Annotated in this window: 15 protein-coding genes; 4 read left to right on the top strand and 11 right to left on the bottom strand. The window is 61.3% G+C overall.

The features are described 5' to 3' along the window. Nucleotides 1-191: 191 nt before the first annotated feature. The 11 genes from LG203_RS05910 to LG203_RS05860 form a co-directional block, all read right to left on the bottom strand. Nucleotides 192-632: a single-stranded DNA-binding protein gene (locus LG203_RS05910; RefSeq protein ID WP_009876576.1), complete on the bottom strand. Its 441-nt coding sequence runs from the start codon at nucleotides 630-632 to the stop codon at nucleotides 192-194. Nucleotides 633-705: 73 nt separating this feature from the next. Further along, nucleotides 706-1,233, bottom strand: a complete 528-nt coding sequence (locus LG203_RS05905) for a DUF3158 family protein (RefSeq protein WP_230344911.1) — start codon at nucleotides 1,231-1,233, stop codon at nucleotides 706-708. Beyond that, a complete protein-coding gene (locus LG203_RS05900; RefSeq protein ID WP_230344910.1) occupies nucleotides 1,230-2,009 on the bottom strand; it encodes a PFL_4669 family integrating conjugative element protein in 780 nt (259 codons plus the stop codon). The genes LG203_RS05905 and LG203_RS05900 overlap by 4 nt, the downstream gene beginning before the upstream one ends. A gap of 331 nt (nucleotides 2,010-2,340) precedes the next feature. Further along, a complete protein-coding gene (locus LG203_RS05895) occupies nucleotides 2,341-3,591 on the bottom strand; it encodes an STY4528 family pathogenicity island replication protein (protein WP_011871435.1) in 1,251 nt (416 codons plus the stop codon). A gap of 3 nt (nucleotides 3,592-3,594) precedes the next feature. After that, on the bottom strand, nucleotides 3,595-4,155 hold the full coding sequence (locus LG203_RS05890; RefSeq protein ID WP_073664028.1) for a DUF2857 domain-containing protein: 561 nt from the start codon (nucleotides 4,153-4,155) through the stop codon (nucleotides 3,595-3,597). A gap of 15 nt (nucleotides 4,156-4,170) precedes the next feature. Then, nucleotides 4,171-5,835 (bottom strand): ParB family protein, encoded by a 1,665-nt coding sequence (locus tag LG203_RS05885; RefSeq protein ID WP_230344909.1) that lies wholly within the window; start codon nucleotides 5,833-5,835, stop codon nucleotides 4,171-4,173. Beyond that, nucleotides 5,828-6,079, bottom strand: coding sequence for a hypothetical protein (locus tag LG203_RS05880; protein WP_169884181.1), 252 nt, complete (start codon nucleotides 6,077-6,079; stop codon nucleotides 5,828-5,830). Before LG203_RS05880 ends, LG203_RS05885 begins: the two co-directional genes overlap by 8 nt. Continuing rightward, complete coding sequence (locus LG203_RS05875; RefSeq protein WP_169884182.1) at nucleotides 6,063-6,938, bottom strand: ParA family protein; 876 nt, start codon at nucleotides 6,936-6,938, stop codon at nucleotides 6,063-6,065. Before LG203_RS05875 ends, LG203_RS05880 begins: the two co-directional genes overlap by 17 nt. A 43-nt stretch (nucleotides 6,939-6,981) precedes the next feature. Beyond that, entirely contained in the window at nucleotides 6,982-7,194 is a 213-nt protein-coding gene (locus LG203_RS05870) for an AlpA family transcriptional regulator (protein ID WP_012112310.1), read from the bottom strand. Nucleotides 7,195-7,312: 118 nt separating this feature from the next. Continuing rightward, nucleotides 7,313-7,930 carry a hypothetical protein gene (locus tag LG203_RS05865; protein ID WP_456085637.1) on the bottom strand — a complete coding sequence of 206 codons (618 nt, stop codon included), beginning with the start codon at nucleotides 7,928-7,930 and terminating at the stop codon, nucleotides 7,313-7,315. 355 nt (nucleotides 7,931-8,285) lie between these two features. Next, complete coding sequence (locus tag LG203_RS05860) at nucleotides 8,286-8,423, bottom strand: hypothetical protein (protein WP_230344907.1); 138 nt, start codon at nucleotides 8,421-8,423, stop codon at nucleotides 8,286-8,288. A gap of 716 nt (nucleotides 8,424-9,139) precedes the next feature. Between LG203_RS05860 and LG203_RS14470 the strand changes: the two genes are divergently transcribed. The 4 genes from LG203_RS14470 (at nucleotide 9,140) to LG203_RS05835 (ending at nucleotide 13,896) form a co-directional block, all read left to right on the top strand. Continuing rightward, a complete protein-coding gene (locus LG203_RS14470; RefSeq protein ID WP_407665358.1) occupies nucleotides 9,140-9,538 on the top strand; it encodes a PsiF family protein in 399 nt (132 codons plus the stop codon). Nucleotides 9,539-9,708: 170 nt separating this feature from the next. Beyond that, nucleotides 9,709-11,862, top strand: a complete 2,154-nt coding sequence (locus LG203_RS05845) for a type I secretion system permease/ATPase (RefSeq protein WP_230344906.1) — start codon at nucleotides 9,709-9,711, stop codon at nucleotides 11,860-11,862. Then, the gene (locus LG203_RS05840) at nucleotides 11,859-13,271 is read left to right on the top strand and encodes an HlyD family type I secretion periplasmic adaptor subunit (RefSeq protein ID WP_230344905.1); all 1,413 of its coding nucleotides are present in this window, start codon (nucleotides 11,859-11,861) and stop codon (nucleotides 13,269-13,271) included. The genes LG203_RS05845 and LG203_RS05840 overlap by 4 nt, the downstream gene beginning before the upstream one ends. Before the next feature lie 7 nt (nucleotides 13,272-13,278). Then, nucleotides 13,279-13,896 (top strand): LuxR family transcriptional regulator, encoded by a 618-nt coding sequence (locus LG203_RS05835; protein WP_230344904.1) that lies wholly within the window; start codon nucleotides 13,279-13,281, stop codon nucleotides 13,894-13,896. Nucleotides 13,897-13,951: the final 55 nt, after the last annotated feature.

Raw genomic sequence — 13,951 nt, 5'->3', positions numbered from 1 at the left:
CGGCGGCGACCGCTTTCACGGGATGGAAGGGCTTGTGCGGGAATGGCGAGTGGCCGGAGGTATGCGGTTCGGGAGCGGCGATTCGCGGGAACGCGTGGAAGTCGGTGGACGTTGATGGAGCTATCCCCTGGGGATAGCTCGCGGCGCATGGAGGGCGGCGAAGCGCTGCGGCAGCCGCCCTCCATGCCGGGTCACTTCCGGCGCTTCGTCTCTTTCGGCGCGGTCGATTCCTGGTCGGCCTGCGGCTTCGGTTCTGCCTCCTGTGGCTTCGGGCTGAGGACCACAGACTCGATGCGGTACGGCAAGATGCCTACGCTGCGCGCATTGACTTGCCAGGTCTCGCGTGGCTGATCTTCGTTGTCCGTCCAGGGCTCGCGCTCCATGCGGCCGATGACCAGCACCCGCATACCCTTCTGGTAGAGGCGCTGCCAGTGCTCGGCGTCGCGGTGCCAGATTTCCACCGGCGCCCAGAAGCCGCCACGGTCCTCAAAGGTGCCATCCTTCTTGGGAACGGGGTTGTCGAAATAGACGTTCAGGCGCAGCAGGCGGTTGGGCTCGTCGTTGCCATTGGGGAATTCGCGGTACTCCGGTGGCGAGCCGATATTGCCTTCGCCAGAAAAATGCGTGCTCATGATGTGATCTCCGTGGTGGTTGAAATACCCGTGCCTCATCGGCGCCGGGTGCGTGCTGGGATGTCTGGCGCAATCACCGATCGCGCATTGCGGGTGGGGTGGACTTGAGCCGGCGCAGGTAGGCGTTGTCCGCCTCGGCCGCTTTGCTGGCGCATTCCTGCGCCTGCCTGCCCAAGGTGTGCAGCAGGCTGATCTGCATGTTCAACGTGATGCGCTGTAACTCGATCGCGTGCAGGTCGGCCAGCAGGTTGACCGGCGTGCTGGTGCTCGCCACCAGTTCCTGCCACAGCGCCACGCCCATGGCCGAGCGGTCGTGCTTGCGCCAGCGAAGGAACGTCGTTCCCGCGCCAGTTATCTGCTGGGCCAGCTCGACGGGAAGTAGGTGGAAGGGATGCCCGCACGCCTGTGGCAGCACCTGTCGCTGCGCCAGGGCAATCAACTCGTCGCGCATGGCGAAGCACTGGCTGGCCCAGGCCTCGAAGTCCCCTTTACCTTTAAAAGGCTTTAAAAGGCCTTTTAGAGAGGCCGCGTGTTCCAGCCGCATGAAGGCTGGCTGTTCCAGACCACGGAAGTAGCGAGGTTCGCGGTTCGGGTCGCTCATGCCTGTTCGTCCTCGCCGGTGCTGGCCTCGGCCGGATCGGCGGCAGGGCCTTCGTCGCTGGGAGGTGCGGCTGCGGCAGCGCTATCACTGCGCTGTTGCAGGCCGCGGCGCACGACGGGCGGCGCAAACTTCGAGCGGCGAGCGCCTTCGAGCACGTCCTGCGGCAAGTCGCCGAACTTCTCCAGCGCCGCCCGCGCTGCGGCGTTCTTGGCCGCGAAGTCGTCGCGGGTGCATCCCGAGTAGCGGTACTGCTGGGCCAGGCTGAACAGGCTGCGCAGCGTGTGAGCGCCTTCGTTGAGCCAGCGCTCCAATGTCGAGCGATCGATCAGCGCGGTGTGATGGGCGAGGATCAGCTTGCGGGCGATGTCGTCATAGTCGGCCAGGAGATAGACCGCGGCAAAGCCGAGCTGCGCGTTCACGAACAAGGGGAGCTTCACCGGTTGCACGTTGAGGTTCTCGCCCAGGCTCAACGCCGCTGGCACGCCGGCCAATGCCTGGTCCACCTGCTCGCGCAGCGATTGCAACGTGGTCTTGGCCTGGTCGAGCTTTTCCTCGATGCGCAACATCCACCAGTCGCTGTACGGGTCATCCTGTTCCGAGCCGCGCTTCATCTTGTTCATCACGGCGATGTAGCCGTTCAGGCCGACGATGCCGGGTCGCCCCTCGGCGGCGGCGCGGCCATGCCAGATGCGCGATGCGTGGTGGGTGTGAAGCGTCAGCGACATCGCGCTGCGCAAAGAGCCGAGATTGAGTTGCAGAGGTTCGTTGGTTGCCATGGTGTCCGCTCGCTTGGGAAAAGGAGCGGTCAGGATCGGCATGCAGCGGAAGGCAGTCAGTCAACAAACCGAAATGAACTGGTCCCCGGTTGTCGTGGTGGTGGCGGCCCGCAATGCGAGCTATCCCCAGGGGATAGCTCCATCAAACGCCACAGAGCGCTGCTCGCGCAGATGGTGGGTGCGCTCAGGAACCGGACGCTACTGCAGCACCGTGGACAGAAGCACCCAGCCTGTGTCTTTCGGTGTTACGCCTTGCATCACATCTATCCCCAGGGGATAGCTCTACTGACGGCCACGGGCGTCTGCTTCACGCCCTTGTCGCTCGTCGCGCTCAGCTACTGCGCAGAAGGTCGCGCAGCCGGTCGATGTGCTGCCGGGCTACCTCGGGCGGAACTACATTGCGCGGTGGCTCAGGCGGTGCATCTCGTGCAGGGGCAGGTGGCGGTGCTGACCCAGCTTGCCTGGCCCATGCGTTGAACTCGCCACGGATGGCACGTTGGATGATGCCGAACAGGTAGCCTGCCGGGTTGCGGATGGTGCTGCCACGACAGCGATCCGCCCATTCGTCCAGCACGGCCTGGCGTAGCGGGGCATCGACCTGCTGCAATGCCACCATGGCGCCGGCCTGCTGTTCATCTTTCAAGCCGAGAAAGCGATCAGGCAGACGAACTCCCGGCATCGCGCGCGCCTGCCCACGCTCACGCGCGGTAGTACGTACTTCATTAATACGACTACTACGTACAGTACGGTCCTGCTTCGGATTCCGAAGAGCGCCGTCTGCTGCGTGTTTTGGCCCTGCTTCGGAATCCGAAGAGGGCCGATCAGAATTCCGAAGAAGGCTCGGCGCCCCTTCTTCGGAATCGTGAACCGTGTCCTCCTGTGGATAACTCTCCTGCGACCCAATGCCTTGGCTTGCGAGGCGTTCGGCAAGGACCTGCAGCCGCGAGGGCAGCATGCGGCCAGACAGCAGCGGGTCTTCGGCGATCTCATTGAGCGTGTGCAAGCCCACGACCTGAACGGCCCTGGCCGAATGGCCCAGGGCTTGGCTGACGAGCTGCAGGTAGTCCGGGTCGAGCTGCATCGCCTCGAACGGGGTCAGGGGCTCATCGTGCAGGACGTAGAGGTTGCCGAGGATGCGCCCGGTCTTGGGGTCGCGCCTGCGGCGCACGAGACTCAACCAGCGCGTCAGGCGCAACAGCGTCAGCGCCCGTGCCACGGTCTCGTGGGAGGCCTGTCCGGCGCAGGGCATTGACGCGAGCCACGGGCGAAGTTGCTCATACGTCGGAAACGCCGTGACGCCATCCTCGTTGAGCATCATCCGGAAGACTTGCCAGGCATTGCGTTCCAGCGGCGTCAGGCGTCGGTCGAGGAACAGCCGTCGCGGCACGCTCTCGTGCCGATTTCCACTGAACAGGAAACCGTCGCCGGTTGCAGACACAGGAGACGTCGCGGATGCGAAGGCGGGAGCCGGTGCGAGTGGGCGAGGTTTCGGTGCAAGGTCTTTCAGCGCGCTGTCGAACAGATCAGCGAGGGCGACCGGACCTTGGCGTGGTGCTCGTGGTGCAGCGTCGTCCACGGCCATGATTCAACCCAATCCCTGATCGATCCAGTTCTTGATCGCAGCCCAGACCACCGACAGCGGCAGTTCCATGCCTTCGGCGAGGTCCATTGCCGCATCAAGAACCGAGGTCTCATCCTCCAGCTCGACATTCCTGCTGCTGGTCACGGCCTTCCAGCGCCGCCACAGCTCGGTGTCCTGCTCCTCGTCCAGAACCGGATGGCGCCCCTTGCGTTTGGGCAGGCCGAGAACTTCGCGCCGTAGCGCGACTTCCTGATGCGTCAACCCATAGAAACGGCTCACCATTTCCGTGCTGGCGCCCAGGCGCAGCATGCGATCGACGGTGGCGATCTCCTTCTCCACGTCCTGCGCCTGTTTGAGCAATCGCCGGAGCACCTCCCGGTTCACGGAGACAGAGCACCAGGAGACGTTGGCATTGGCCAGTACGCTGATCAGCGCCGGATGCTTGAGCGCATCCAACTCTTCCTCGCCGAACCCCATCGCCTTGCAGCGACGCAGTTGCCCGTTTCGCAGGTCGTAGAGCGCCTGCGCGATGACGGCCTGGTTGAGTGGGTTCGGTGCGGACATGCTGGTCTCCCTCGCTCAGGTCCCAGGACCGACAGCGCCGGGCTCCAGATCCAACAAGCGCCGGGCCAGTCGCAGCAGCCGGAACAACTTGACCAGCGCGGTGTCGCTCAATCGCTGCGCCCGGTCGTCATGACGATGGCTGTGGCCGTGCAACAGCGTTGGCAGATCGGTGGCGACTTGCCCGCTGTCCAAGCCGACGCCGGCTGGCTGCTGACCGGCCAGGGAAACCAGCAGCGCGAGCACAGCGCGGCCCAGTGGCGACGAAGCTTGAGTCGGGGTACGACACGCGAACCCGATGCCGTCAGGTCGATCCTCGACGCACTCGTCCAGGTCGGCCTCGCCCGCGATCTCGCGCGCGAACTGCGCGATGTGGATGCGCAACCGGTCAGGCGTGTCGAGGCCAGGGTCGATATGCCAGATGTCCGAGATGGGATAGAGGCCACCAGCCTGCACGGGTATCGACTGCAATACGTTGGCCGAGAAGTCGGGTGGCAGCGCATCGCCCAACTGGTCGGCGACCATGCGCTGGATGGACTGGAGCCGCTCCGTCGTGGGTGCCGGGGAGATGATGTGCTCGGCAAGCAGATCGCCAGCCGCTGCTGCAGGGCTCGCCGTGGATGCCTCGCTCGGGGCCGCATCGTTTTCACGCCTTGTACGTACGGCCTCGGAATGGCCTGCGGGAGGTGCTGGTGTAGCGGGGGACGGTGCCGGTTCGATCGGCGGCCGTGCGATGCGCCCAGGCTCAGGCAATGTCGGCGGCGCCGAAGGCGGGGTTGGGTCGCTGACCAGGGCGCGATGACGGCTCTCGGATTCGGTCAGGTCCAGGGCGAGCAGATCGTAGTCAATGCCCAGCAGCTCGGACATCTGACCGATCAACTCGTCCTGTACACGCTGCGGCGAGAACTCGTCCGCCTGGACGTCGAACTGCGACAGCACCTCCTGAAAGAAGCTGTCGAAGTCCAGCGACAGGGAGTGGCCCTTGGCATAGTGCTCCCACGTGCGCTCGCTGGCCTTGCGCATGACTGACAGCCGCTCGACCTGGTGGCGGCCGAGGCCCCCATATAGGACGGTCGGGATCGCGGGCAGCAGGTAGCGCACTGCGTCAGCCATGCGGCTGATGTGCGACTGCTGGACCGGGAAGCCGTCGGCGGCCAGGCGGCGGGCCAACTCGGACTGGCTCAGGGTGGTGCTGCTTTCTTCTTCATAGAACTCGCGCGCCTTCTCGACGCCCAAGGCGCGCTCGATGAACGTGAGGCCGCCGCGCAGTTCGTTCTCGGCGAGGTGCCCGGTCAGGGCGACGATCTCTCCGCGCGCAGGCCACGGCCGGAACAGGCACGATATGCGGAAAAAGCGTTCGTCCTTCGTCTCCGCCCAGAGTTCACGCAGGATCGCCAGCCTGGTGTTGCCACCGTTGCGGATGATGTAGTGCGCGTCGCCTGGACGGCGTGTGATGGCTGGCGCCGCATCCAGGCCGCGCTCTCGAATGGAAGCCTTGATTTCATCGTAGGCCGAGTTGCGCTTTTTGCGGGGGTCGTGGTCGTAGGGTCGCAACTGGTCCAGTGTCACGACCATCGGCGTGTCGGCGATGGGGTCGCTCAGGGCCGTGGCCGATGGGCCGCTGCGCTCGAACCCGGCGGCAAGCAGCTTGCCGGCCATGTCCTGGGAGGTCATCTCAGCCATGGCCGCATCCCTCGGCGTTGGAGGCCCGGGCCATGCGCTCGGCTCGACGGATCTGCGCACGGGCGTTGAGGTCCGCACGGTGGTCGCTCGCTGTCGAGCTGGTGTAGATGGTGGCGCAGCCGGCCTTGGTGAACTTGAGGTGTCCGCCACGTGTGCGCTTGACGTGCCAACCTTCGCTCACAGCAAACTCGATCAGGGCGCGCAGCCGCTTGTGGCCGCGGGCCAATTCATGTGCGTTCGCCATGCGACCTCCCGGTTTCAATAGAACGTGGAGGACGGCCAGAAACGTGGGCAAATCTGTCTTGCCATTGAGGGAACAATTCGCCAGCGAGCGCGCGCACGGTGTCGAGCGCGGCGGGCGCAACTCTGCCCGGTGGCTGGCGATGCTCGACTCGATGCACCGGCAGGCCACGGGTCGCGGCGCGCGGATATGCCTCGATCGCCGGCACGTCAGTGTCGAGCACGCGGATGCCGGCATGATCCTGGAACAGGTCCCGCAGGGCCTTCTGGATCAGCCGCGCATTGGCGGATACGGGATGGACACGATTGATGAGCAGGTGCAGCGGCGGCGGCTCGATGCCGAGGTGTCGGTATGGCGCGATGTCTTCCAGCAACTGCATGGTGCCGCGCCGCAGTTCGCGAGCCGCGAGGATTTCCGGGGTCACGGGCGACAGCGCCAAGTCAGAGGCGAGCACCGCCATCTCCAACAGCACCGAGCGTGCACCCTGGGTGTCGATCAGCACCAGGTCATAAAGCGGCGCCAGCGCCGGCAGCAGGTGCCGCAGTCTCAGGCGTCCGTCTGGCGCGTGCAGTAGCAACGTGTTCAGTTCACCCCGGTGGTCGTTCGAGAGCACCAGGTCCAGGCCCGCGATGATGGTGCGGGACACCAACTGATCGAGGGCGCGTTCGTTGAACGCCAGCAGCTCATAGATACCGCCGGGAGCGCGGTGTGCCAGTTCGTAATAGGAGGACAAGGTCGGCTGCACGTCGAGATCGAGCAGCAGCACACGCAGCCCTGCGTCCGCGGCGAGGCCGCCGAGGTTGGCGGCCGTGGTCGTCTTGCCGACGCCACCTTTCGTTGAAATGATGGATACGACCTGCATGGCGCTCTCCGTTTGGCGATGGGAAAATCGAGGGGGGAGCGGGTCAGGTCCGGTTGTTGAGGCGTTCGGCGATCCACTGGTCGATCTCGACCGAATCCCAGCCCACGGCGCGCACGCCGAGGCGCAGCGCCTGTGGAAACTGGCGCTTTTTCATCAGGTTGTAGATGTGGGCGCGTTTGAAGCCGGACTTCGCTTCAACTTCATCGAGCCGCAGGATGCGGCGCTCGTGCGGTGGCAGTACAGGTACTTGCGACATGGCGGTCACTCCTGAACGCTTAGTGGCGTTTGTTGGCGTGACCTCTATTCAATAGACATGGCTGCGGAAAAACATTGCAAATGCAATCTCCGCGACTGCACATACAAGATGGAAGAATTCACGCGGCTGCGCTACGGACATTCTTCCTGGCATTGGCGAACTTGCCGTTCAAGGTTCGCTCCGTGATGCCCATGGTGCCGCCATAGTGGGCGAGCAATGCGGTGACGATGGCCTCCTGTGTCTTGAAGCTGGAGTACGGCACGCCGGATGGGGATTGGCTCAGCATCAGCGTCAGCATGCCGCCGATGATGTTGAGGTATGTGGTTTCCGCTCGATCACTGATCACGCTCTGCTTGGGAGCCAGCAGTACGGCGGACTGCTTGAGCAAGACTTCGTGTTGCTGTTGCAGTTCGCGCATCTCGCGTCGGCTATGATCCAGCGCGGCCTGCAGAGCCAGCCGTTCCAGCAGGATTGCCTGTCCTGTCTCGATGGTGATGAAGGGATGCACCATGCGCTCGCCGCGACTGAACAGAAATCCCGGCCGATGCTCGGGATAGTGGGTGCGCATCCACCGCTTCAGATCGACATGGCGGACGGTCAGATCGAGTGAACTCACCAGATCTGGGTCATTAAGTGTGATCCCGTTCTTGCCGAAGGGCAGTTCGGCGTTGAGGATACCGTCGTAGATGCGTTCCGAGTACAGCCGACACTCGTTCCATCGCGGGCAGTCCAACATCTGCGGCAGACAACGCGGTGATGCGATCGATGCGACGATCGTCGCTTCGTACCGCAACAACCCAGCCCACCGTATGGCAGCTTCGATGGGACGATAGAACACCTTTGATAGTGGTGGCTCCTTGTGCATGTTTTCGTCTCCTTTCGGAAGCGCTACATCACCGGCTCCTTTCTTGCCCCACCAAGGGGCTGTTTTTTCGTTATGCCTGTGGCTGATGCCTGGGGCGATGCCCTGGAACATGGACGGAAGAGATCATGGCACCCGTCACAGGTGGTTCTCTCTTGCTCGATATGCAAGAATTGACCAGTTGCCGGCCCGTCGAGTAATAAGGAAGAAGCACGCTCGACAATTGCGCTCACGGTGCCAGCGTCATGGGGTGCGTCAAGCACATCAAGACCGATTCGATATGGTCTGATATCCCCACGGTTTCACAAGGCGCAGGGGATTGCATCCGCTGCTCCACGTCCAGAGGGACGTAGAGAAATCCGCGCATGTCATGCTCGTTTCGGCATCCTGATATATCGACATAGCATCGAGCGAAGATGCGCTGTGGCTAGTTTGAGGCTGTTGTGCGTCGCTCCGACTCGGTCGTCAGCCGACCAGGCGATGTGAACATACGCCCCCATCTCTCCTCGCTCGCCGCGTGACCTTCGCCACGAGCAACCTTGAGCTGTGGTCCACACGGCATCCACCCAAGCACGGTCTCAACTCTCGATGCTGTTGCCATTTCTGACGCAAGGAGACCAGGTTGTGCCAACGGCGACGGCGCGGCAGTGGTGGGCCTCTGGTAGCGACGTGTTCTGCGTCCGTGGCGAGAGAATGGAATGGCAGTCCTTGGACGTTGATGGAAGTTGGTGGATGAACTTTGTTGACGAGGAAAAAAAACAAGGCTAGAATTCAGGCCTTCGCTGCTCACCACAGCGGAGAAATTGATTGGGAAACAGAGACTTAGCGCTCTAGTGCATGACTCGTTTCCCGCTCCAGATTAAAGGGGAAAGCAGAGATGCTTTCCCCTTTTTGCATTTACGCCCCGGTTCCCGCACTCCCATTTCCCCATGATCGCCGATTGTGTATTGCCGCATGCTTCGGTTAATATTCAGTCACAGGCGCATGCCGATGGTGATTGCCATCGTAAATGCGGCATACTACTGCACGGGGTGTTGTGATAAACAGCAGCAGTAATGCGCCGAACACAATAACGGGGGAAGCATGAAGAATACACTGGCCGCCATGGCCTTGATCTGCATGGGTATGACAACGGTTTACGCCGGTACCCAGCAAGAAAAAATGAAATCCTGTAACGATGAGGCAAGCAGCCAGTCCCTGGCTGGTGATGCCCGCAAAGCTTTCATGAAAAACTGCCTCAGTGCTGACCCCATGTCAGCGCAGCAGCTCAAGATGAAAACCTGCAACGCCGATGCCAGCGCCAAGTCGCTGACAGGGGATGAACGCAAGGCCTTCATGAAGGGTTGTCTGAGTGCAAAAGCGACTCCTCCCACGCAGCAAGAAAAAATGAAAACCTGTAATGCGGATGCCAGTGCCAAATCCCTGACTGGCGACGCGCGCAAGGCGTTCATGAAAAGCTGTCTCTCAGCTTCTCCCCAATAATAAATTCCGGCCCGATCCTGATCGGGCTTTTTTCATGTGCGGCGCGCAGCCGGGCACAAAGGCGATGCCATGCGCTTGCGTATGCTGGCGCAGGCCTCGTGTTTGCATGATTAACAAAGGTATGTCCGCGGCAAGTGCAGTTGCCGGGTTATTGCAAAGACAGTGTGACTATGAATCGTGATGAGGAATTTTTAGGGGCACAAGCGCAGGTCAAGGATAGTCTGCTGGAAGCCCTGTTGATTGTGTGTCGTTTCCATGGCGTGGCCATCACCCGGGATGCTCTGAGTGCCGGCCTGCCGCTACGCAATGGCAAAATGACGCCAGCCCTGGTGCGCCGTACGGCGGCCCGTGCCAATCTGGTGGCGACGGTCATCAAAAAGCCGCTGGGTGATATACGCCGCGAGTTTCTTCCCGCGATTTTGCTGCTGGAAGACGACGAAGCCTGTGTGCTGGTGGGCTGGGATGAGTCGCGCCAGCATCTGCGCATGATCTTCCCCGAGTTGGGTGATGCCGAAGTCAGCATTTCGGAAGAGGAGCTGCTGTCGCGCTATAGTGGTTACGCCATTGTTGCCAAGCCCAAATTCACCTTCGACAAACGCGCACCCACTGTCGGCAATGTGCGCATGCGCCACTGGTTCTGGGGAACGCTGGCAGAAAACAGCAAGGTATACCGCGACATCATGCTGGCCGCTTTGCTGATCAACCTGTTTGCGCTGGCGATGCCTATTTTCACCATGAATGTGTATGACCGCATTGTGCCTAACCGCTCGGTGGAAACGCTGTGGGTCCTGGCCGCTGGCATAGGCCTGATCATTCTGGCGGATTTTGCCCTGCGTACCATCCGGGGTTATTTCCTGGACTGGGCCAGCCATCGCGTGGATATCAAGCTGTCGGCCCGCATCATGGAACAGGTGCTGGGCGTGCGCATGGAGCAGCGGCCAAATTCGGTGGGCTCGTTTGCTGCCAATTTGCGCGCCTTTGAAACCGTGCGCGACTTCATTACCTCCGCCACCATCACCACGCTGATTGATATTCCGTTTGCCCTGATCTTTATTGGCGTCATGGCCTGGATTTCCTGGCCCATGGTGATTCCGGTGCTGGTGGGCGCGGCGATTCTGCTGGTGTATTCCTTCAGCGCGCAGACCAAGATGCAGGAGCTTTCCGAAACCATGTTCCGCGCCAGCTCCATTCGCAATGCCACGCTGATTGAAAGCCTGGTCGGGCTGGAAACCGTGAAGGCCTTGGGGATTGAAGGCCAGATGCAGCGTCGCTGGGAAAAAACCGCGACTTACCTGACCGAGGTTGGCAGCAAGCTCAAGCTGCTGTCCGCCTCCATCAACAATGGCGCCATGGGCTTGCAGCAACTGGTGACAGTGTCGCTGGTGTTGCTGGGCGTGTATCTGGTGATTAATGGGGACCTCACCATGGGCGGTATGATCGCCTGCACCATGCTGTCTTCGCGTGCGCTGGCGCCGATCTCGCAAGCGGCAGGCATGATGACGCAATACCACAATGCGGCCACCTCACTGACTTCGCTGGAAGAAGTCATGAACAAGCCGGTGGAGCGCCCGGTGGATTTCCGCTTTTTGTCACGCCCCAGTTTTACGGGCGATATCGAGTTTCGCGATGTCAGCTTCAACTATCCGGGCTCCGAGGCCAACGCGTTGCGCAATGTCTCCTTCAAGATCAAAGCGGGTGAGCATGTCGCCATCCTCGGTCGCATGGGCTCCGGCAAGACTACCATCCAGAAACTGATACTCGGGCTCTATCAGCCTACCGGAGGGGCGATATTGATCGACGGCATTGATTCACGCCAGATAGACCCCGCTGAGCTGCGTCGTGCCATTGGCTATGTGCAACAGGATACCCATCTGTTTTTCGGCTCCATGCGCGACAACATTGCGATTGCCGCCCCGCATGCCACGGGTGAGCAGGTGTTGCATGCCGCGCATGTGGGTGGCATAGATGAGTTCATCAATACGCATCCGCAAGGCTTTGACATGCCCGTGGGCGAGCGTGGCGATACGCTGTCTGGCGGGCAGCGCCAGGGCGTGTGCATCGCCCGTGCGGTGATCAACAACCCGGTGATCTACCTGCTGGATGAACCGACCAGCGCCATGGACCACTCGGGTGAAGAGGCGGTGAAAAAACGCCTTTCGGAAGCCTCCAGCGGCAGGACGCTGCTGGTGATTACCCATCGATCATCGCTGTTCGACATGGTGGATAGAATTATTGTGATAGACGGCGGCAAGATCATGGCAGATGGTCAGAAGGATCTGGTCATTGATGCCTTGCGCACCGGTAAAGTGGGGAAAGCCGCATGAGCCAGCTTTTATTCAAGGCACTGGGTGCCATTCATGGGCTTTTCAATCGCATTGGCCTGCTCAGCAAGCCCGTGCGCTGGATGCTGGACAAATGGACGCCAGCCAAGGCCGAGGAAGATGCATCATGGCAGGAAGAAGCCGAGCTCGCCATGCTGGAACAGCAAACCCTGCGGGCCAAAAAAGTGCTGTACTGGGTGGCTGGCGTGATTGTGCTGCTGCTCATCTGGGCGGCGCTGACCAAGGTGGATGAAGTGACACGCGGTGAAGGCCGGGTGATCCCCTCCAAACAGGTGCAGGTGATCCAGTCACTGGACGGCGGGATTGTCACTTCGCTGCTGGTGCATGAAGGGCAGTCAGTCAATGTGGGTACGCCGCTGGTGCGCATCGATGAAACCCGCGCCATTTCCTCGTTGCGTGAAAACCGCTCGCAATATCTGTCGCTGGTGGCCAAGCAGGCACGCTTGCGTGCGCTGGCGGACGATACCGCCTTCCAGCCGCCACCGGAAGTGATGAAGGAAAATCCATCGGTGTATTCGCAGGAGCAGGCACTGTATTTTGCCAGCAAGGACGAAGTGGCCTCGCAAGTGGCGATTGCACGCGAACAGCTTACCCAGCGTCAGCGTGAGTTGATGGAAATACAAGCCAAGCTGGAGCAGGCTGAGCGCGGTCTGGAGCTGAGCAGCCGTGAACTGGCCGTGACCAAGCCCTTGCTGGGCACCGGTGCGGTTTCTGAAGTGGATCTGTTGCGTCTGGAGCGTGATACCGCCCGATTGCGTGGCGACCGCGATCAGGCCCGTGCGCAGATCGGTCGCGTACAGGCGGCGATTTCCGAAGCCTCGCGCAAGGTGAGCGAGGCGCAGCAATCTTTCCGCAGCAAGGTGCGCACCGAGTTGTCGGATACCACCGCCAAGCTGAATAGTCTGGTGGAAACCAGCGTTGCGTTGAATGACAAGGTGGTGCAGTCCACGCTGAAGTCACCGGTCAAGGGCACCGTGAGCCGTCTGTTCATCAATACGGTGGGAGGTGTTATCCAGCCTGGCAAGGAAGTCATGGAGATCGTGCCTACCGACGACGCCCTGATCCTGGAAACCAAAATCCAGCCGCGTGACATTGCCTTCATCAGTTTTGGGCAGCCGGCCACGGTGAAACTGACGGCCTATGACTACACCATCTATGGCACGCTGGATGCCAAGGTGGAAAGCATTTCCGCCGACTCGGTGGTAGACGACAAAGGTAACGCGTTCTATATCGTCCGCGTCAAAACCATACGCTCCAACCTGGGCAAGGGCCTGCCGATTATTCCCGGCATGGTGGCGCAGGTGGATATCATGACCGGCCGAAAGACAGTGCTTTCCTATCTCTTGAAGCCGGTGCTCAAGGCTCGCTCATACGCATTCACGGAACGATAACAATACCATGCGCGATATCTTCATTTCTGCAGGAGGGCGCTTGCTGGCGGATTGGCAGCAGGCTTGCCCCGAGGGGGCGGTATTCAGGGAAAGTGCCGCATTGAATGCCGATATTGGTCAGGCCTTGATCTGGCTGCATGTGAATGCGGACAGCACGGCCAGCATGCTGACGGATGTAACAGGCCTGCTAAGCCGCTTTACGCAGGCGCGCGTGCTGGTGCTGGCCAATGCGCCGGATACCAATGAAGCGGTGGCTGCTTTTCAGCAGGGCGCCGCAGGCTATTGCCACGCTTATAGTTCAGCCGATGTGCTGCGCGAGGTGCGGCGTGTGGTGCAGCTGGGCGGAGTCTGGCTGGGGCCGGAAGTCTTGCAGCGTCTGATCACCGTCGGCCGCACCATGACCGGCACCAGCCAGACCAAGATCAATGCCACGCTGGATCAGCTCACCCCGCGTGAGCGCGAAGTGGCGCTCAAGGCGGCAGAAGGCCTCAGCAACAAACTGATTGCGCGCGAGCTGGATATTACCGAGCGCACGGTCAAGGCTCACCTCACGGCCATCTTTGAGCGGCTGGCGATACGGGATCGCTTGCAGCTTGCCCTGATGTTGAATGATCGACAGGGCTGACGAAAAGTGGGGGTCTAGTACCTTGGTACAATATTTTTTGATGCATGGATGGGGT

The sequence above is a fragment of the Methylovorus mays genome, from assembly GCF_020531915.1.
In the GTDB taxonomy this organism is placed as follows: Bacteria; Pseudomonadota; Gammaproteobacteria; order Burkholderiales; family Methylophilaceae; genus Methylovorus; species Methylovorus mays.
The sequence above is the reverse complement of the archived record's forward strand: the minus strand, read 5'-3'. Positions and strand labels throughout refer to the sequence as shown.

Excerpts from the sequence above, each read along its gene's own strand:
- LG203_RS05905 (WP_230344911.1), bottom strand. The coding sequence starts at position 1,233 with ATGAGCGACCCGAACCGCGAACCTCGCTACTTCCGTGGTCTGGAACAG.
- LG203_RS05910 (WP_009876576.1), bottom strand. The coding sequence starts at position 632 with ATGAGCACGCATTTTTCTGGCGAAGGCAATATCGGCTCGCCACCGGAG.
- LG203_RS05885 (WP_230344909.1), bottom strand. The coding sequence starts at position 5,835 with ATGGCTGAGATGACCTCCCAGGACATGGCCGGCAAGCTGCTTGCCGCC.
- LG203_RS05840 (WP_230344905.1), top strand. The coding sequence starts at position 11,859 with ATGAGCCAGCTTTTATTCAAGGCACTGGGTGCCATTCATGGGCTTTTC.
- LG203_RS05900 (WP_230344910.1), bottom strand. The coding sequence starts at position 2,009 with ATGGCAACCAACGAACCTCTGCAACTCAATCTCGGCTCTTTGCGCAGC.
- LG203_RS05870 (WP_012112310.1), bottom strand. The coding sequence starts at position 7,194 with ATGTCGCAAGTACCTGTACTGCCACCGCACGAGCGCCGCATCCTGCGG.
- LG203_RS14470 (WP_407665358.1), top strand. The coding sequence starts at position 9,140 with ATGAAGAATACACTGGCCGCCATGGCCTTGATCTGCATGGGTATGACA.
- LG203_RS05875 (WP_169884182.1), bottom strand. The coding sequence starts at position 6,938 with ATGCAGGTCGTATCCATCATTTCAACGAAAGGTGGCGTCGGCAAGACG.
- LG203_RS05865 (WP_456085637.1), bottom strand. The coding sequence starts at position 7,930 with ATGTTGGACTGCCCGCGATGGAACGAGTGTCGGCTGTACTCGGAACGC.
- LG203_RS05895 (WP_011871435.1), bottom strand. The coding sequence starts at position 3,591 with ATGGCCGTGGACGACGCTGCACCACGAGCACCACGCCAAGGTCCGGTC.
- LG203_RS05860 (WP_230344907.1), bottom strand. The coding sequence starts at position 8,423 with ATGCGCGGATTTCTCTACGTCCCTCTGGACGTGGAGCAGCGGATGCAA.
- LG203_RS05845 (WP_230344906.1), top strand. The coding sequence starts at position 9,709 with ATGAATCGTGATGAGGAATTTTTAGGGGCACAAGCGCAGGTCAAGGAT.
- LG203_RS05890 (WP_073664028.1), bottom strand. The coding sequence starts at position 4,155 with ATGTCCGCACCGAACCCACTCAACCAGGCCGTCATCGCGCAGGCGCTC.
- LG203_RS05880 (WP_169884181.1), bottom strand. The coding sequence starts at position 6,079 with ATGGCGAACGCACATGAATTGGCCCGCGGCCACAAGCGGCTGCGCGCC.
- LG203_RS05835 (WP_230344904.1), top strand. The coding sequence starts at position 13,279 with ATGCGCGATATCTTCATTTCTGCAGGAGGGCGCTTGCTGGCGGATTGG.